Annotated in this window: 16 protein-coding genes; 9 read left to right on the top strand and 7 right to left on the bottom strand. The window is 71.4% G+C overall.

Annotation, left to right across the window (positions count from 1 at the left end):
* The 3 genes from CXR44_RS40785 to CXR44_RS10180 all read left to right on the top strand — a co-directional run.
* Positions 1 to 1,122 (top strand): WS/DGAT domain-containing protein (locus CXR44_RS40785; RefSeq protein WP_245899039.1); only part of this gene is annotated, 1,122 nt, incomplete at its 5' end.
* A gap of 313 nt (positions 1,123 to 1,435) precedes the next feature.
* Complete coding sequence (locus CXR44_RS10185) at positions 1,436 to 2,008, top strand: TetR/AcrR family transcriptional regulator (RefSeq protein ID WP_101784877.1); 573 nt, start codon at positions 1,436 to 1,438, stop codon at positions 2,006 to 2,008.
* The gene (locus CXR44_RS10180) at positions 2,005 to 3,513 is read left to right on the top strand and encodes an MFS transporter (RefSeq protein WP_245899038.1); all 1,509 of its coding nucleotides are present in this window, start codon (positions 2,005 to 2,007) and stop codon (positions 3,511 to 3,513) included. Before CXR44_RS10185 ends, CXR44_RS10180 begins: the two co-directional genes overlap by 4 nt.
* A 239-nt stretch (positions 3,514 to 3,752) precedes the next feature.
* Here the strand turns inward: CXR44_RS10180 and CXR44_RS10175 are convergent, their stop codons facing one another.
* Positions 3,753 to 4,763 carry a polyprenyl synthetase family protein gene (locus CXR44_RS10175; protein WP_245899037.1) on the bottom strand — a complete coding sequence of 337 codons (1,011 nt, stop codon included), beginning with the start codon at positions 4,761 to 4,763 and terminating at the stop codon, positions 3,753 to 3,755.
* Between the two features lie 317 nt (positions 4,764 to 5,080).
* Between CXR44_RS10175 and CXR44_RS10170 the strand changes: the two genes are divergently transcribed.
* Both CXR44_RS10170 and CXR44_RS10165 read left to right on the top strand, forming a co-directional pair.
* Positions 5,081 to 6,358, top strand: a complete 1,278-nt coding sequence (locus CXR44_RS10170; protein ID WP_180903291.1) for a cytochrome P450 — start codon at positions 5,081 to 5,083, stop codon at positions 6,356 to 6,358.
* Positions 6,355 to 7,914: a prenyltransferase/squalene oxidase repeat-containing protein gene (locus CXR44_RS10165; protein ID WP_245899036.1), complete on the top strand. Its 1,560-nt coding sequence runs from the start codon at positions 6,355 to 6,357 to the stop codon at positions 7,912 to 7,914. Before CXR44_RS10170 ends, CXR44_RS10165 begins: the two co-directional genes overlap by 4 nt.
* Here the strand turns inward: CXR44_RS10165 and CXR44_RS10160 are convergent.
* Positions 7,911 to 8,954, bottom strand: a complete 1,044-nt coding sequence (locus tag CXR44_RS10160) for a terpene synthase family protein (protein ID WP_101784874.1) — start codon at positions 8,952 to 8,954, stop codon at positions 7,911 to 7,913. The genes CXR44_RS10165 and CXR44_RS10160 overlap by 4 nt on opposite strands.
* A 306-nt stretch (positions 8,955 to 9,260) precedes the next feature.
* On the opposite strand from CXR44_RS10160, the gene CXR44_RS10155 reads away from it, so the two are divergent.
* Genes CXR44_RS10155 through CXR44_RS10140 form a run of 4 tightly spaced genes read left to right on the top strand, consistent with a single transcriptional unit; the run spans position 9,261 to position 12,973 of the window.
* Positions 9,261 to 11,612 (top strand): sensor histidine kinase, encoded by a 2,352-nt coding sequence (locus tag CXR44_RS10155; protein ID WP_245899035.1) that lies wholly within the window; start codon positions 9,261 to 9,263, stop codon positions 11,610 to 11,612.
* Positions 11,609 to 12,028: a roadblock/LC7 domain-containing protein gene (locus tag CXR44_RS10150; protein WP_101784872.1), complete on the top strand. Its 420-nt coding sequence runs from the start codon at positions 11,609 to 11,611 to the stop codon at positions 12,026 to 12,028. Before CXR44_RS10155 ends, CXR44_RS10150 begins: the two co-directional genes overlap by 4 nt.
* Positions 12,025 to 12,405, top strand: a complete 381-nt coding sequence (locus tag CXR44_RS10145) for a DUF742 domain-containing protein (protein ID WP_101784871.1) — start codon at positions 12,025 to 12,027, stop codon at positions 12,403 to 12,405. The genes CXR44_RS10150 and CXR44_RS10145 overlap by 4 nt, the downstream gene beginning before the upstream one ends.
* The gene (locus CXR44_RS10140; RefSeq protein ID WP_101784869.1) at positions 12,386 to 12,973 is read left to right on the top strand and encodes a GTP-binding protein; all 588 of its coding nucleotides are present in this window, start codon (positions 12,386 to 12,388) and stop codon (positions 12,971 to 12,973) included. The genes CXR44_RS10145 and CXR44_RS10140 overlap by 20 nt, the downstream gene beginning before the upstream one ends.
* Before the next feature lie 60 nt (positions 12,974 to 13,033).
* On the opposite strand, the gene CXR44_RS10135 is transcribed toward CXR44_RS10140, so the two are convergent.
* From CXR44_RS10135 to CXR44_RS10115, 5 genes are all read right to left on the bottom strand, one after another.
* Entirely contained in the window at positions 13,034 to 14,644 is a 1,611-nt protein-coding gene (locus CXR44_RS10135) for a solute symporter family protein (protein WP_101784867.1), read from the bottom strand.
* Entirely contained in the window at positions 14,641 to 14,970 is a 330-nt protein-coding gene (locus CXR44_RS10130; RefSeq protein WP_101784865.1) for a DUF485 domain-containing protein, read from the bottom strand. Before CXR44_RS10130 ends, CXR44_RS10135 begins: the two co-directional genes overlap by 4 nt.
* 199 nt (positions 14,971 to 15,169) lie before the next feature.
* The gene (locus tag CXR44_RS10125; RefSeq protein WP_101784863.1) at positions 15,170 to 15,985 is read right to left on the bottom strand and encodes a carbohydrate ABC transporter permease; all 816 of its coding nucleotides are present in this window, start codon (positions 15,983 to 15,985) and stop codon (positions 15,170 to 15,172) included.
* Positions 15,982 to 16,881, bottom strand: a complete 900-nt coding sequence (locus tag CXR44_RS10120) for a carbohydrate ABC transporter permease (RefSeq protein WP_101784861.1) — start codon at positions 16,879 to 16,881, stop codon at positions 15,982 to 15,984. Before CXR44_RS10120 ends, CXR44_RS10125 begins: the two co-directional genes overlap by 4 nt.
* Positions 16,878 to 18,146 carry an ABC transporter substrate-binding protein gene (locus CXR44_RS10115; RefSeq protein WP_101784859.1) on the bottom strand — a complete coding sequence of 423 codons (1,269 nt, stop codon included), beginning with the start codon at positions 18,144 to 18,146 and terminating at the stop codon, positions 16,878 to 16,880. The genes CXR44_RS10120 and CXR44_RS10115 overlap by 4 nt, the downstream gene beginning before the upstream one ends.
* Positions 18,147 to 18,159: the final 13 nt, after the last annotated feature.

The raw sequence follows: 18,159 nt of genomic DNA, 5'->3' as shown, positions 1-18,159 counted from the left end.
CCCGGGGCCGCCGGCACGCCGCAGCCGACGACTGGCGGGCGGGCCGGGGTGGACGGCGGGCCGGCGGACGCGGGTCCCGGGACCGGCCAGATGGTGGCGGGAGCCGTCGTCCGGTCGGTGACGTACCCCGTGCGGGCCGTGGCGGCGGCCGTGCGGGCCGCCGGCGACCTCGACGCGATCCCCCTCGTCTCGGCGCTCCCCGGAGCCGGGCTGATCGCACGGGCGGCCAGGATGGTGACGCGGGACTCCCGCAGCCGCCCCGCACTGCCCGCGCTGACGCCTCCCCGCACGCCGCTGAACGGGCCGATCAGCGCCCGCAGGCACCTGGCGTTCGGGTCGATGCCGCTGAAGGACGTCAAGAAGGCGGCGCGCGCCCACGGCGTGAGCGTCAACGACGTCGTCATGACGCTGTGCGCCACGGCCCTGCGGTCATGGCTGGCCGAACGGGACGCGTTGCCGGACCAGCCGCTCGTCGTCGCCGTGCCGGTGGCGGTCCGCAAGACCGGCACCGAGGACGGGACCGAGACCGCAAGTGGGACCGGCAGCGGGACCGCAAGTGGGACCGGGACCGCGACCGACAGCAGGACCGCAAGTGGGACCGGGACCGGGACCGGGACCCGGACCAGGGGCGGGGCGACGGTCGGTAACCGGATCTCGGCGATGGTCGTCCCCCTTCCCACGAACGTCTCCGATCCCGTCGAGCGCCTGCGGCGGACGGGTGAGGCGATGCGTGCCGCCAAGCGCCGCTTCGCCGTGGCGCCGGCCCGCTGGGTCGGCGACCTGTGCTCGCTGCTGCCCGCGCCGCTCACCGAACTGGCGACGCCGGCGATCTTCCGGCTGGCGTCGGTGGCGTTCCCGCCCATCAACCTGATCATCAGCAACGTGCCGGGGCCGCAGTTCCCGCTGTACCTGTGCGGGGGGCGGGTGCTGTCGTACTACCCCCTGTCGGTGCTGACCGACCTGACCGGCGGCGTGAACATCACCTGCTTCTCCTACGACGGCATGCTGGACTTCGGCGTCGTGGCCTGCCCGGAGCGGATGGACGACGTGTGGGGGCTGCTCGGCCACCTCCAGCGGGCGCTCGACGAGCTGCCGGCGGCCGAGGACGGCCCGACCGCCTAGGCACACGCGCGGCCGGGGCGGACGCGCGCCGCCTCCCGGCCGTCGTCATCCCTCCTCCCTGCTCCACGGCAGAGGACGGGAGTCTCCACGGCAGAGCACGGGAGGACCCACCCGCCGACCGTGGCCGGGCTCCGTCCAGGGAAACGCTCCTCCGGTTCCCTGGCGGGCCGCCGCGACGTGCGCGCTGTGGGCCCCCGGGTTTCCCCGGCGGCGGCTCCCGATTCGGCTCATCAAGCACGACAGGCGAACCCAGCAATGAGACCGTCATGTATCGTTTGAGACAAATTCGTCTCAGACGATACGGGGATGGCTCATGAGCATCGGCCTGGACCAGATCATGACGGCGGCGATACGGCATCTCAACGGCGACCCGACGGCCTCCATGGCGCAGCTGGCCGGGGCCGTCGGGGTGAGCAGGGCCACCCTGCACCGCCACTTCAGCAGCCGGGAGGAGCTCATGCTCGCCCTCGGCCACCGCGCCCTGGACCGGTGGCAGCAGGCGCAGGAGGCGGCGGGCGTCACCCCGGCGGCCGGGTCCGGCGACCCCGACCGGATCGGCGCGGCGCTGACCGCCCTGCTGACCCACCTGGTGGAGGTCACCGACGAGTACGGGTTCGCGTTGACCGACCATGCGTTGGCCGTCCACCCCGACCTGGCCCGCCGCTCCGACGAGCTGGAGGAGCGCGAGATCGCGCTGTACTCCGCGGCGCAGCGCGCCGGCCTCATCCGTGCCGACCTGCCCGCCCGCTGGGTGAGCGGCACGGTGTTCGGCCTGTGCGTGGCCGTCCGGGAAGGTCTGCGCCGGGGCGACGTCGCCCGGCGAGAGGCGCCGCGGCTGGTGCGCGAGTCGTTCTGGCACGGCGCGGCCCCCCGGGAGACGACGTGACCGTCACCGCCGCGCCCGTCACGTCGCGGCGCCGCTGGGCCGGCCTGGCCGTCCTGTCCGCCGGCCTGCTGGTGGTCGTCATGGACATGACCGTGCTGAACGTCGCGCTGCCCGCCATCACGGAGGACCTGCGGCCCGGCTCGGTGCAGGTGCTGTGGACGGTGGACGTCTACGCGCTCGTGCTCGCGGGGCTGCTCGTCACCTTCGGCGCGATCGGCGACCGGTGGGGACGCAGGCGGTTGCTGGTGACGGGGTTCGCGCTGTTCGGGCTGGCCTCCACCGTGGTGCTGTGGGCGCGCACGCCGGATGCGCTGATCGCGGTCCGCGCGCTGCTCGGGCTGGGCGGTGCGATGATCATGCCGACCACGCTGTCCATGATCCGCACCCTGTTCAGCGATCCGCGCGAACGCGCCACCGCCCTCGGCGTCTGGTCGGCGATGGCGGCCGTGGGCGCCGCGCTCGGCCCGGTCCTCGGCGGGCTGCTGCTGGAGACCTTCAGCTGGCGATCGGCGTTCCTGGTCAACGTGCCCGTGATGGTCGCGGCCGCCGTCGCGGGGCTGTTGCTGCTGCCCGAGTCGCGCAACCCCACCCCCGGCCGCTGGGACGCCCTGGGCGCGGTGCTGTCCGTCGTCGGCATGGTCGCGCTCGTCCACGCCGTCAAGCACGCCGCGAAGGACGGGTTCGCCGCGCCCGCCGTGCCGGCCGCATGGGCGGTGGCGGCGCTCGCGCTGGGCTGGTTCGTCGTGCGGTGCCTGCGCCGGCCCGATCCGCTGCTGGAGATCCGCCTGTTCCGGAGCGGGCCGTTCACCGCGGGGGTGGCGGCGGCGCTGGCGACGTCGATCGCGATGGCCGCGATGCTGTTGCTGCTGGCGCAGTGGATGCAGCTCGTCCAGGGCTACTCCCCGCTGGAGTCGGGGGTGCGGCTGCTGCCCGCCGCGCTGGGCGCGGTCGTCGCCTCGCCGCTGGCGCCGGCTCTGGCGGCCCGCACGGGCGCGCGGGCGGTGCTCGCGGGCGGGCTGGCCGTGACCGCGCTGGGGTTCGCGCTGATCTTCGTCTGGCCGGGGCCGCTGGGCTACGGGCCGGTGGCCGGCGCGCTGGCGCTGATCGGGTTCGGGCAGGGCTCGCTGGCCATCGCCTCCGCCGTCATCATGGCGGGCAGCCCCGCCGCGAAGGCGGGCAGCGCCGCCGCCATCGAGGAGACCGCCTACGAGCTGGGCGGCGTGCTCGGGGTGGCGGTGCTCGGCAGCGTCGCCGCCGCCGTCTACCGCGCGGAGCTGCCGTACGAGGGGCCGGCCGCGGCGGTGGCGCGCGAGTCGCTGGGCGGAGCGCTCGGCGTGGCCCGCGAGCTGGGCGCGGCCGGGGCGCAGCTGGCCGGGCAGGCCGAGGCCGCCTTCACCGGTTCGCTCGTGACGGCCTGCGGCGCGGGGGCGCTGCTCATGCTGGCGTCCGCCGTGGCCGCCCTGCTGCTGACCCCGCGAGACCTGGCACTGCGCGACAAGCCCTGACGATCCCGGCGCCGCGTGACAAGTCCCGGCGACCCCGGCGCCGCGCGACAAGTCCCGGCGACCCCGGCGCTCCGCGACAAGCCCCCGGCGACCCCGGCGCTCCGCGACAAGCCCCCGGCGATCCTCGCGCTGCGTGACGAGCCCTGACCAGCCTGATGCTCCGCGACGAGCCCGACGATCCTGACGCCGTGTGACAGGCCGCGAGGATTCCTCTCGGGGGCGTCCGTCTCCGACGCTGGTCAGCGGGTGCGGTTGACGAGGGTGAGGCAGAGGGCGCGCAGGGTCGTGGCGGACGGCAGGCAGGCGTCGAGGGCGGCCAGCGCCGCCTCCACCCGCCGGTCGGCCAGCTCCATCGCGAAGGCCCGGCCGCCCGCCTCCTCGATGAGCTGGGCGGCCTGGCGTACCGGCTCGTCACCGGTCGCGCCCGCGGCGAGCAGGTCGGCCAGGTCGCCCGCCGCCGGCCCGCCGGCGGCCAGGGCGGCCAGCACGGGCAGGGTCTTCTTGCCGCGGCGCAGGTCGCTGTAGACGGGTTTGCCCGTGACGTCCGGGTCGCCCCAGATGCCGAGCAGGTCGTCGGCGATCTGGAAGGCCACCCCCAGCTCGCGTCCCACCTCGTGAACCTGGTCGGCCTGGGCGGCGGAGCCGCCGCCCAGCGTGACGCCGACGGCGGCGGCGCAGCCCAGCAGGGAGCCGGTCTTGCGGGCGGCCATAGCGCAGTACTCGTCGAGGGTGACGGCGTTCCGGCCCGTCCACGGGCGGTCCTCGAACGCCATGTCCTCCGTCTGGCCGTTCACCAGCTCCACCAGCGCCGCCGACAGCCGGTGCATGGCAGGCCCGTTGCCGGTCGCCGCGAGCCGGTTGATCGCGAGGGCCAGCAGGGCGTCGCCGGTGAGCACCGCCGGCCCGACGCCGAACGCCTTCCACACCGAGTCGCGGTGCCTGCGCTGCTCGTCGTGGTCGATGATGTCGTCGTGCACGAGCGAGAAGGCGTGCACCAGCTCGACGGCCAGCGCGCCGGGCACGGCCTGTTCGGGAGAGCCGCCCACGGCCTCGGCGCAGAGCACCGCCAGGGCCGGGCGCAGGGCCTTGCCGCCCTGCGCGCCTGCGGGCGTGCCGTCGGCCTCGGTCCAGCCGAGGGAGAAGGCCGCCATGTCGCCGCCCCAGGGATGCAGGCCGGCCACGACGTCGCGCAGGGCGGGCTCCAGCAGAGCGCGCACCCGGCCGAGCGTGTCGGTCAAGGACGATGTCAAGGCATCACGTCCGGAGTGGAAGGAGGCGCGGCGGTCCGGACGCCCATCTCTCCTCCCGCCTACGGTCGGGGCGCAGTGCCCTTCTTGATCATATATCCAGTGCCATGTGATACTTGACCCCTAATGTTACGTATGTCCTGAGGAGGCAACTCTTCGGGCCCCTGATTTCCGAGCCGTCCACCCCACGAATCCCGCCCGAATTGGGGAATTCCGCCATGCCGCCTGCCACGGGCGCTGCCGTGACAAAGCCTCACGTTTTCCCGTTCTACCGTGCCGTCCCACGCCTTGTGAAGGACCCTGTCACCGAACTGGCGAGAATGGGCGTCGAAGCCGGCGGGGAAGTCGTCCGGCTCGACATCGGCCCCTTCCGCCCCTACCTGATCTCCCACCCCGACCATGTCCAGCAGGTGCTGAAGACCGACTGGTCCAACTTCGTGCGGGAGGGTATGTTCTGGCGGCCGTTGGGGCGGCTGCTCGGCCACAGCGTCTTCAGCGAGGGCGACGCCTGGGAGTCGAGCAGGAAGATCCTGAAGCCCCTGTTCACGGCCCGGTACATCACCCAGCTCGGCGAGGCGCTGGCCGACACCATCGCCGACAGCATGGGCGACCTCGACGAGCATGCGCGCACCGGCCGGCCGATCGACGGCGGCCACCTGATGACGACGATCACCAACCAGGCCGTGGTGAAGGTGCTCTTCGGCGGCCACATCTCCCGCGAGACCGCCGAGCGGCTCGCCCCGGAGTTCGCCACGTGCGCCACATCGATCCACTTCCGGATGTTGTTGCCGTTCGCGCCCTACTCGATCAGGGTTCCCGGCGACCGGCCGTTCCTGGCCTCCGTCCAGAAGATCGACGACGTCGTGCGGCCGGTCATCGAACGGGCCGCCAGGGATGGCGACACCGGGGCGACGGAGGTGGTCTCGGCGCTGCTGCGGGCCCGCGTCGCGGAGGACGGCGAACCGGACATACGACAGATCCGCGACGACCTGGTCAATGTCTACGGCGCCGCGTCGGAGACCACGGCCATGTCGCTCACCTGGCTGTGGACCGTCCTGCACGAGCACCCGGAGGTCGACGACCGGCTGCACGAGGAGATCGACACGGTGGTGGGCGCGGGCCCGGTCCGGGCGTCGCACGTGGCCGAGCTCAGCTACCTGCGGATGGTCCTGGAGGAGGTGCTGCGCCTCCACCCGCCCAGCTGGATCATCCCGCGCCAGGTTGTGGCCGACACCGAGATCGGCGGAGTCACGATCAAGGCCGGCTCGCAGGTGCTGGTCAGCCCGTACACGACGCACCGGCTGGCGGAGTTCTGGGACCGGCCGCTGGAGTTCGACCCCGAACGCTGGTCGCCCGACCACCACCAGCGGCGCCACCCGTTCGCCTTCATCCCGTTCGGCGGCGGCCCGCACGTCTGCCTGGGCAGGCGGTTGTACTACCTGGAAGCCCCCCTGGTGATCGCCACCATCCTCAGCAGGTATCGCCAGGAGCTCACCAACCCGCAGCGGTTCACCCCCCTGCCGGGAGCGTCCATGCGTCCGAAGGAGAAGATCATGGTGCGCCTGGTTCCGAAGCGGCCCCTGCGGGGGGACGCGTGAGCGTGGGCAAGGTCGCTGCGGGCGACCTCCACGACCTCACGTCCGTGGCGGACGAGCTGGTGACGAGCCTCATGTTCCGCCCCTGGGGCCAGGTCTCCACCTCCGTCTACGAGACGGGCCGGCTGGTCTCGCTCGCCCCCTGGCTGACGGGGCACCACGAGAGAATCGACTACCTGCTCGCCGCGCAGCGGCCGGACGGCTCCTGGGGTGCGCCCGACGGGTACGGGGTGGTGCCGACGTTGAGCGCCACCGAGGCCTTCCTCGCGGCGCTGGAGCGCGGCGACCTCGGCGCGGACCCACGCGTGCTGCGGGAGGCGGCGGGGCGCGGAATGCGCGCCGTGGCCCCCTGGCTGGCCGCCCGCCGCGCCCTGCCCGACACCCCGGCCATCGAGCACATCGTGCCCTTCCTGGTCTGCCTCATCAACGGTCGCCTGACGGTGCCGTCCGCCGGATTGCCGGGTGCGGAGCCGCTGCCGCTGCCCGACGGGACGGGCCGCGAGCGGCTGGAGCGCATCCGCTCGTGGATCGCCTCCGGCGCGGAGGTCCCGCAGAAGCTCCTGCATGCCCTGGAAGTCGCCGGCCCCGCCGCCTGCGGCGCGCCGGCGATCCGGCCGACCCCCATAGGCACCGTGGGCGCCTCGCCTGCCGCCACCGCCGCCTGGCTGGGCGAGCGCGGGGCGCGCGATCCCCACGAACCCGCCCGCACCCACCTGGAGGCGGTCTCCAGGCGCCACGGCGGCCCGGTGCCCGTCGGCCTGCCGATCACCGTGTTCGAGCGTGGTTGGGTGCTGAGCTGGCTGCTGCGCGCCGGGCTCCGCGTGGACGTGCCACCGGAGATGGTGGCCGACCTCAGGGCCGCGATCGGCCCCGCCGGCACCCCCGCCGGGCCGGGCCTGCCCGCCGACGCCGACACGACCTCGGTGGCGCTGTACGCGCTGGCGCTGCTCGGCGTGCCGTACGAGCCGGACAGCCTGTGGGCCTTCCACACTGGCACCCACTTCGCCACCTGGCCGGGGGAGGACGGCTCCTCGGTCAGCGTCAACGCGCACGTGCTCGACGCGTTCGGGGGGTACGTGGCCCGCCGGCCGGAGGCCTCGTCCCGCTACGGCGGAACCATCTCCGACCTCGCGGCCTGGATCAGGGACCGGCAGGAGCCTGACGGGAGCTGGGCCGACCGGTGGCACGCCTCGCCGTACTACGCGGCGGCGAGCTGTGCGCTGGCGCTCGACGAGTTCGGCGGGGACAGCTCTGCGGGCGCGGTCCACGCAGCCGTCGACTGGGTGCTGGACACGCAGCGGACGGATGGTTCCTGGGGACGCTGGGAGGGCACCGCGGAGGAGACGGCGTACGCGATGCAGATCCTGCTGATGACCCGGTGGCGCGACGACCGGCGATGCGCGCGCGCCGCGAGCCTCGGCCTGGCCCACCTCTCGAACCACCTGACGTCCGGCGGGGCTGAGCATCCTGCCCTCTGGCACGACAAGGATCTGTACACGCCGACCGCCGTCGTCCAAGCTGCGGTCATCAGCTCGACGCATCTGGCCCGGCGCATCTAGCGCGGGGAAGCCACGTGGGTGCGCGCGTCGTCGGCGAGCTCCCCGACGGTGTAGGCGTGGGTGTCGCGGGCCAGATACCAGCGGCCGTTGAACGACACGCTCCTGATCTGCCCGGCGGCGATCCCGGCCAGCTCGGCCGGCAGTCCGGCCAACGCCCTCCGGAAGGCCGTGTCGAGCTCGTCGATGTGGGCGGTGACCCGCGCCACCGCCTCCCTCGTGCTCAGACCCTCGCGCTGGAGGATGCTGATGGAGTTGGGCTTGCCCTCGGCCTTCTCCCGCTCGAACGTCCTGATGTCGTTGGCCAGCCGCATGCACGCCGCGCCGAGGTGGGTGGCGGGCTCGATGGACGCCCAGTGCGCCTCCCGCGCCGGCTCGGGACCGCAGACGGCCAGGGCGGCCACCCACCAGACGGGGTAGGTGATGCTGTGCACTCCGTTGGCGAGGTAGTCCGCGTACGAGGGCCACGGGTCACGGGCCTCCGCCCAGGCGCGCTCGCGGCCCATCGCCTCACCCACGAGCTCCACGTGCCGTGACAGGCGCGACAGGTGGGACGCCGCACCCGCGTAGCCATGGAACCGGTCGCACCATCGCGACCAGGCGGCGAGGATCTGCTCCACCGGACTTCCAGGGGCGGGAGCCCGGCTCGTACGGCCCAGGATGGCGGGGAGCGCGGCGAAGATCGCTCCGTGGTCACGCTCAGCCGATGGGCCGGCGACGCCGTCGGCGATGTCGTCGATGCCGAACAGGATCATCGTCAGCACCGCGAGGTCGATGATCTGCTCGCGAGCGGCGTCGGGGAACGTGGCCGCGGCCGACAGGCAGCTGAAGGCGAGCCGACTGGCCGAGCTCTCGCCGTCGGCGTACAGCACCGGGTAGGGCCGCAGGTGCTCGGCGGCTTCGGGCACGACCTCCAGCGCGGTATGCAGGACCCGGCGACGGTCGGGCTCGGGGACGCCCGCCAGTTGGTGCGACCCCTCCAGCAGGCTGTCGGCGAGCTCGTTGCGAATAACGAAATAACCCTGGGGGGTGAGACCACTCACCCTCGAACCCTATCTCTCCCGATCTTCCTCGTTTCACCAAACAACCGACAAAAGGCATAACCAACGCGAAAAGCACACACCCGGCTTGAGTGATGATCGTCTGCTTGCTATGGTCCCCAGGTTGTCAGCGCCGGTATGCCACTGCATGACCTGGTGGTCACCACTCCATGACGTCGCAGGGTAGGTATGATGCGCCCCCGCAATTCCCGACTGCGGACCAAGATCACAGCTCTGCTTCTGTCACTGACGGCGCTGTGGGCGTTCGCGGCCTGGGTGACCTTACGTGACGGTGTCAACCTGCTCTGGGTGTCACTGCTCGACACCAACGTGGCCCAGCCGAGCGAGAAGGTGCTGGTCGAGCTCCAGCGCGAACGCCGGAGCACGATGGTCCGGCTGGGCGACGGCAGCCCGCGCAACCGCAGGGAGGTTCAGGCCCAGCGTGCACGCGCCGACCAGGCCACGGACATGTTCGAGGAGGCGGCGCGGAACTGGGTCGTGGGCTGGGCCCTTGACGACGAGGGCGCCGGCCGGGTCGCCCAGGTGCGCAAGCGGCTCGCGGGCCTGAAGTCCATCCGCCAAGCCGTCGACGCCGGGCAGATGACCCGTCTGCAGGCGGCGAAGGCCTACGCGGATGTCATCGACGCCATCCACAGCATGTTCGGCGCGCTGGCGACGGTGGACGACAAGGCGGCCGCCAAGGACGCCCGCACCCTGCTGCAGATGAGTCGCGCGCAGGAGGTGCTCTCGCGCGAGGATTCCCTGCTGGCCGGCGCGCTGGCCGCGGGAAGGCTGACGCCCGAGGAACACAGACGCTTCACCGAGACGACCGGCGCCTGGCGCATCCTGGCCGAGCAGGCCGGTGCGGAGCTGCGACACGACGACCAGGTCGCCTACAACAGGCTCATGCAGGGCGGTGCGTTCAGCCGGCTCGCCACCCTTGAGGGTCTGCTGGGCGACTTCGGGAGCGACTTCAAGAGCGTCCCGTTCGGGGCCGAGCAGTGGAAGTCCTCGACCGATCGCGCCATGGCCGACCTCAACGGCTTTGTCTTCGCCGCCGGTGACCGCCTGGTCGAGCGTGTGGAACCCGTCGCCGTGGGCGTCGTCGTGCGGCTGGTGCTGATGGGCGGCCTCGGGCTGCTCGCCGTCATCGCCTCGATCGTGCTGTCGATCACCACGACGCGGCGGCTGCTCGCCCAGCTGCAGAAGCTGCGCGACGCGGCGCACGAGCTGTCCGACGAGCGGCTGCCGGGCGTGGTGGAGCGGATCGGCCGCGGCGAGACCGTGGACGTCGCCGTCGAGGCGCCGTCCCTGGAGTTCGGCGACGACGAGATCGGACAGGTCGGACAGGCCTTCAACACGGTGCAGGAGACCGCCATCCGGGTCGCCGCCGAGCAGGCCGCGCTGCGGCGCAGCATCCGCGACATCCTGCTCAGCCTGGCCCGCCGCACGCAGGGGCTGGTGCACCGCCAGCTCACCGTGCTGGACGTGATGGAGCGCCGCGAGACCGACCCCGAGGAGCTGAAGGAGCTCTTCCGGCTCGACCACCTGGCCATCCGGATGCGGCGCAACGCCGAGAACCTCATCGTCCTGTCGGGCTCCTCCCCCGCCCGCACCTGGCGCCGCTCGGTGCCGATGGTGGACGTGGTGCGCGGCGCGCTCGCGGAGGTCGAGGACTACACCAGGGTCGACCTCATGCCGATGGGCGACGTGGTGCTGGTCGGCCGGGCCGTCGGCGACGTCATCCACCTGCTGGCCGAGGTGATCGAGAACGCGGTGTCGTTCTCCCCTCCCTACACGACCGTGCAGGTCAGCGGGCAGCTCGTGGCCAACGGCTACGTCATCGAGGTCGAGGACCGCGGGCTCGGCATGAAGCCCGAGGATCTCGCCGCCGCCAACGAGCGCATCGCCGACCCGCCCGAGTTCCGCATCTCCGGCACCGCCCGGCTCGGCCTGTACGTGGTGAGCCGGCTGGCCGAGCGGCACGGCATCCAGGTGCAGCTCAAGCCGTCCCCGTACGGCGGCACCACGGTCGTCGTCCTGCTGCCGCAGGAGCTGGTGGAGATCGACGACACCCGCGGCACCCCCGACGACAGCCCCGACGGCGACCCGCCCGCGCGCCTGCCGCAGCGGCGGGGCGCGGTGGCCGCCGTGGCCACGGCGGCGCGGCCGGTGGCCGCGGAGAACGTCCGCTCGCTCAAGGTCGCCTCGGCTCGCCGTGCGCTGGCCCTGCGGCCGGACGAGGGCGACGACCGGGTCGAGCCCGCCGACGCCCGCGACCGCACCGCGCCGCGCCGGCCCGCCGACCTCCGCGAACCCGCCCAGCTGCGCCAGCCGCCCGAACCTCGCCAGGCTCCGGCGTCCGCCGGGACCGCCGAGGAGCACACGGAGGCGCCGGAACGGGCGGCGACGCCGGAGCGCCGGCGGCCGCCCACCGAGTTCACCCCGTCGGGGCTGCCCTTCCGGGTGCCGCAGGCGAACCTGAACCCCGCCCTGAAGGCGGAACCACCCGCCGTACCGACCGTCGACGAGGAGGACGATGACGAGCGTTCGCCGGAGGAGATTCGAGCCATGATGGGATCCCTGCAGTCGGGCACCCGCCTGGGCAGGTCCGAGGCCGCCAAGCTCATGGATGACCAGCGATCGGGAGGCGACGGGTGACACCGGCTTCGGGCACGGACCTCAACTGGCTGCTTGACGACCTGATCGACCGCGTCCACGCCGCCGAGCACGCCATCGTGCTGTCGTCCGACGGGCTGCTGATGGCCTCCTCCGAGGGGCTGGAGCGGACCGACGGCGAGCACCTGTCGGCGGTGGCCTCCGGGCTGCAGAGCCTGGCCAAGGGAGTCTCCGAGCGCGTGAGCGGCGGCGCGGTCCGGCAGACGGTCGTGGAGTGGCGCTCGCGCTTCCTCATCGTGACCGTCGCGGGCGAGCGGGCCTGCCTGGCCGTGCTGTGCGGACAGGGCGCCGACATCGGCCTGGTCGCCTACGAGATGGCCATGCTGGTCGCCCGCGTCGGCCAGTACCTCACCTCCGCCGCGCGCACCGGGGAGGCCGTCGCCGGGAGTGACCGGTGACGCGGACCGACCAGGAGCCGGCGGAGGAGCACTGGGTCGATCCCGAGATCATCCGTCCCTACGTCGTGACGCGGGGCCGCACCCAGCCGGTGCACGGGAAGTTCGACCTCATCTCCATGGCCCTGGCCGTGGGACCCATGCCCGGCCCCGGCTCCGGGCTCGACCCCGAACATCTGCAGATCCTCAAGCTCTGCCGCGAACCGAAGTCGGTCGCGGAGATCGCCGCGCACCTGGACCTGCCCGCGGGCACGATCCGGGTTCTCCTCGGCGACCTGTTCGACAAGCAACTCGTCTCGGCCCAGGAGCCGCAATCCGAGGTGGACATGCGTGACATGAACATGTACAGGGCGGTGCTCGATGGTCTTCGATCGCTCTGAGCGCCCCCGCCTGCCCAGGGCGATCAAGATCCTGATCGCGGGCGGTTTCGGGGCCGGCAAGACCACGATGGTCGCCTCGGTCTCCGAGACCAGGCCGCTGCGGACCGAGGAGATCCTCACCGACCGCGGCATCGGCGTGGACGATCTCACCTCGGTGGAGGCCAAGCGCACCACCACCGTGGCGATGGACTTCGGCCGTATCACCCTGACCAACGACTACGTCCTGTACCTGTTCGGCACGCCCGGCCAGGAGCGGTTCTGGTTCGTCTGGGACGAGCTGGCCGAGGGCGCGCTGGGCGCGGTCATCCTGGCCGACACCCGCCGCCTGGCCGACTGCTTCCCCTCGGTCGACTACTTCGAGCGGCGCGGCACGCCGTTCGTGGTGGCGGTCAACTGCTTCGAGGGGGCGCCGACCTTCGAGCTGGACGAGGTACGGCTGGCGCTCCAGCTCGACCCGTCGATCCCGATCGTGCTGTGTGACGCGCGCAAGCGCGACTCCAGCAGGGAGGTGCTCATCGCGCTGGTGAAGCACTCGGCCCGGCTGCGCGCCGAGCCCGTCGGCACCTGAGCGCACGCGCACGCGAGCAGGGCCCGGCCGTCCGGCCGGGCCCTGCTCATGGGCGCGGGGTCAGTGCTTGACCGCCTTCTCGGCGCCGACGCCGGTGAGCGAGCGGACCTCGATCTCGGCGTACTTGGCGGCGTTGTACTCCTTGCTCATGACGGTGCCGAGCCAGCCGCACAGGAAGCCGAGCGGGATGGAGATGATGCCCGGGTTGCTGAGCGGGAACCAGGCGAAGTCGGCGTCCTTGAACAGGGCGGTCTCCGAGCCCGACACGACGGGCGAGAAGATGACCAGCACCAGGGCGGAGACGAGGCCGCCGTAGATGGCGGCGACCGCGCCGGCCGTGTTGAACCTCTTCCAGAACAGGCTGTAGAGGATGGCCGGCAGGTTGCCGGAGGCGGCCACGGCGAACGCCAGCGCCACCAGGAAGGCGACGTTCTGGCCCTGGGCGAGGATGCCGAGGCCGATGGAGACGGCGCCGATGACGAACGCCGACACCCGGGCCACCAGCACCTCCTCCCGCTCGGTGACGTTGCCGCGCTTGAAGACGTGCGCGTACAGGTCGTGGGCGAAGCTGGAGGAGGAGGCGAGCGTCAGGCCCGCGACGACGGCCAGGATCGTGGCGAAGGCGACCGCGCCGATCAGGGCCAGCAGGATCGTGCCGCCCACGTCGCCGAGGAACGTCTGGCCGATGGCCTGGGCGAGCAGCGGCGCGGCCGTGTTGCCCGCCTTGTCCGCGGCGGCGATCGTCTTGCTGCCGACCAGGGCCGCGGCGCCGAAGCCGAGGACGAGGGTCAGCAGGTAGAAGGTGCCGATGATGCCGATGCCCCACAGCACCGACTTGCGGGCGTCCTTGGCGGTCGGCACGGTGTAGAAGCGGATCAGGATGTGCGGCAGGCCGGCCGTGCCCAGCACGAGCGCCAGGCCGAGGCTGATCAGGTCGAGCTTGCCGGCCAGCCCCTGCGCCTCGGTGCCGTACTTCAGGCCGGGGATGAGGAAGTTGCCGCCCTTGCCGCTCTGCGCGGCCGCCTCGCCCAGCAGGGACGAGAGGTTGAAACCGAAGTGGGCCAGCGCGAGGAGGGTGATCAGCGCGGCGCCGCCCATGAGCAGCACGGCCTTGACGATCTGCACCCACGTGGTGCCCTTCATGCCGCCGAAGACCACGTACACGATCATGAGGGCGCCCACGCCGACGATCGTCCACGCCTTGCCCGCCGGGGACGTGACGCCCAGCAGCAGGCCCACCAGGGCGCCCGCGCCGACCATCTGGGCCAGCAGGTAGAAGATGCTCACCGTGATCGTGGAGACGCCGGCGGCGGTCCTGACCGGGCGCGGGCTCATCCGGAACGCCAGCACGTCGGCCATGGTGAACTTGCCGGAGTTGCGCATCAGCTCCGCGACCAGCAGCAGCGCGACCAGCCACGCCACCAGGAAGCCGATGGAGTAGAGGAAGCCGTCGTAGCCGGACAGCGCGATGATGCCGGCGATGCCGAGGAAGGAGGCGGCCGACATGTAGTCGCCGCCGATGGCCAGGCCGTTCTGCGCGCCGCTGAACGAGCGGCCGCCGGCGTAGTAGTCGGCGGCCGTCTTGGTCTGCCGGCTCGCCCAGAACGTGATGCCGAGCGTCAGGGCGACGAAGGCGAGGAAGAGGATGGTCGACAGGGCTTGCGAGCTCATCGGGTCTTCTCCTCGACCTCGTGGCGGAGCTTGTCGGCGATCGGGTCGAGCTTCTTCTCGGCGTGCCTGGCGTACGCCCAGGCGATCCAGAACGTCGAGACGAACTGCAGCAGGCCGAACACCAGTGCCACGTTGATGTTGCCGAGCAACTCGATCGCCATGAAGTCACGCGCCCAGCCGGACAGCACCACATAGAGCAGGTACCAGACCAGGAACGCCACGGTCATCGGGAACGTCCACCGGCGGAAACGGCGCTTCAGCTCCTGGAACTCACTGCTGCGCTGCACTTCCTCATAGACGGACGCGTCATGTTCTTGAGTCGTCACGAGACCCTCCACTGTGATGCGGATCACGCTCACGGTAAGAGGGCAACCTACCCGGAGGGGAGGCCGTAAGCGCGCCGGTTCGGCGAGCCGGCGCGCTCCGGCGACCAGTTGTGCCTGGCTTGCGATGAATGGTGCTATTCATACGACGAACGGTCACGAGCACGCGGTCCGCCGAGGTCAGCGCGTCGCCGAGTTTTTGTCAACCTTTGACCGCGCCCGCGGTGAGCCCTTCGACGATGTAGCGCCGGATGGCGGCGAACAGGATCAGGGTGGGGATGACGGAGACGACGGTGGCGGCGGCCATCGAGCCCCAGTCGATGTCGTACTGGGTGATGAAGGAGTTCATCGCGACGGGGATGGTCTTGGCGTCCTCGCTGTCGATGAACGTGATGGCCAGGAACAGCTCGTTCCAGCACTGGACGAACGCGAAGATGTAGGTGGCGGCGATGCCCGGCAGCATGACCGGGATGACGACGCGCGCCATCGCGGTCAGCCGCGACGCCCCGTCCACCTGCGCGGCCTCCTCCAGCGCGACGGGGATCCGCTCGTAGAAGCCGCGCATGATGATCGTGGCGAACGGCACCAGCATGGCGACGTACACGAGCATGAGCCCGGCCAGCCGGTTGAGCAGGTCGAGGTCGGACATCAGCAGGTAGAGCGGGCCGAGCGCGATGAACAGCGGGATCATCTGGGTGACCAGGTAGGCCAGCATGAGCGCGCCGCGGCCCGGGAAGGAGAAGCGGGCCAGGACGTAGCCGCCGAGCACGCCGGTCACGGTCACCGCGCCGGCCGCCACCAGCGAGACGAGGAGGCTGTTGAGCAGGTAGGTGCCGAAGTCGGCGAAGGAGAACAGCTCCTCGTAGTGCTCGAAGGTGACCTCGCCGGGCCAGTATCGCAGCGGCATCGAGAAGATCTCGGCCTTGGGCTTGAGCGAGGTGACGACGATCCAGTAGAGCGGGAACAGCGTGATCAGCAGCCAGGCGCCGAGCACGACGCCCTTGGCCAGGCGCCTCATCGCGACCTCTCGAATCGGGTGACGTTCAGGTAGAAGACGCTGAAGGACAGCAGGAGGCCGAGCACCAGCAGCCCGACCGCGCCCGCCCGGCCGTAGTCGCCGCCGATGACCTGCTGGATGAGGAACGTGGTGACGATGTCGGTGCCGCCGGCCGGGCCGCCGCCGGTCATGGCGTAGATCAGGTCGGGGAAGTTGAGGATCCAGATGATCCGCAGGAGCACGATGAGCGCGAGCGTGGGCCGGATGTGCGGCAGCGTCACGTGCCAGAACTGCCGAAGCCGGGAGGCGCCGTCCACCGACGCCGCCTCGTACAGCTCACCGGGCACCGACTGCAGCGCCGCCATGATCATGATGGCGAAGAACGTGACGCCGTACCAGACGTTGGCCACGATGACCGAGGTCATGGCCCAGCCGGGCGAGGCCAGGAAGCCGATCCGCTCGTCGATGATCCCGGCCTTCAGCAGCAGGTCGTTGACCACCCCGAACTGCCCGTTGAACATCCACCGCCACAGCAGCCCGATGAGGAAGCCGGACATGGCCCACGGGAAGAACACCCATGCCTGGTACAGTCCCCGGCCACGGAACTGGCGGCGCAGCAGCAACGCCAGCCCGAAGCCGAGGAAGAACTGGAAGAACAGCGACACGGCCACCCACGTGCCGGTGTTGCGCAGCGCCGTCCAGAAGCGGTCCTCGGCCAGCACCGAGCGGAAGTTCTCCAGCCCCACGAACGGCGTGGAGGTGAGGTCGAACAGGTTGTAGCGCTGGAAGGCGATGACGGCGCCGCGGATCATCGGGTAGTAGGTGAACACCGCCACGAAGATCACGCCGGGCAGCAGGCACAGGGCGATGAACCTGGCCTTGCGGCCGGTGAACGCCGGTCTGGCGACCGAGCTCATGAGACCTTCTTGGCCTGGTCGGTCCAGAACGCGTCCCACGACGCGAGCACCTCGGCGACGGTCTTCTTGCCGGTGATGAGCGCCTGGACGTCACGGTCGGAGTCGACGGTGAACTGGCTCCAGCCCGGGTAGTCCACCGGCCGGATGGTGATCACCTGCTGGGGGTCCTGCTGGGCCTGCAGGTAGGCCTTCCAGGCGCCCTGCGAGAACTGCGGGTCGTTCTGCGCCTGCCGGGAGATCGGGATGAGCGAGTTGCCCTTGGCGAAGGCGATGCTCTGCTTGGCCTCCGACAGGAACTGCACCAGCTCGACCGCCTCCTTCCGGTGCTTGCTGAAGGAGGTGACGCCCCAGCCGGCGTACCCGACCGGCTGGAAGGCGTAGCCGGTGGGCCCCTTGGGGATCGGGGCGGTGGACCACGCCTGGACGCCGCTCTCCTCCACAGTCTTGATCACTTCGGGGTCCTGGATGAGCATGCCGGTGACGCCGGAGGTGAAGCCCTGGACCATCTCCGGGTAGCCCCAGGAGACGGAGTCGGGCGGCGAGGCCTCCTTGAAGATCTTCACGTACAGGTCGAGGGCCTGGGCCGCCTCCGGGGTGGAGAAGATCGTCCGCTTGTCCTTGAGGAAGAACGACTTCTCCGGGTCGAGGGCCTCGCCGTTGTACGCGCTGATCATCATGACCGCGTAGTCGGCGCCGCCCTTGCCGCCCCGGAAGGAGTAGCCGTAGCGGTCGCCCGTGGTCATCTTCTTGCCGGCCTCGTACAGCTCCTGCCAGGTCCTGGGGGGCTGGGTCAGGCCCCAGTCGGTGCGGTGGAAGAGCGTCCGCTGGTAGAAGCCGTACGGGATGAGGTAGGGCTTGCCGCCGACCTCGACGGCCTTCTTCCTGGCCAGGTCCGTCAGGTCGGCCCAGCCGGGCCAGGCGTCGGTGGGCAGCTCGGCCAGCCAGCCGTTGTTGGAGAAGGACTTGGCCGTGTGGTCGCGGACCTCCAGCACGTCCAGGTCCTTCTTCGTCTGCAGGATCTGGGTGATCTTCTGGTCGGCGCTGTCCAGCGGCGGCGAGACCAGCTCGACCGAGACGCCGGGGTTCGCCTTCTCGAAGTCGGCGATCAGGCGCTTGATCAGCTTGGTCCGCTCGGGACTGGTCAGGCTCTCGATCATGCGCAGCCGTACCTCGCCGGAGGAACCGGAGCCGGAGCCGCAGCCCGCGAGGACCAGCGTTGCGGCGGCGAGCAGAGCCGTGGGTGCCGCCAGGCGTGATGATCTCATGTGTGCCTCCGTG

The sequence above is a fragment of the Nonomuraea indica genome (genome assembly GCF_002850745.1).
GTDB lineage: Bacteria > Actinomycetota > Actinomycetes > Streptosporangiales > Streptosporangiaceae > Nonomuraea > Nonomuraea indica.
Note: the sequence above shows the minus strand (reverse complement) of the source record. Positions and strands in the feature narration are given on the sequence as shown.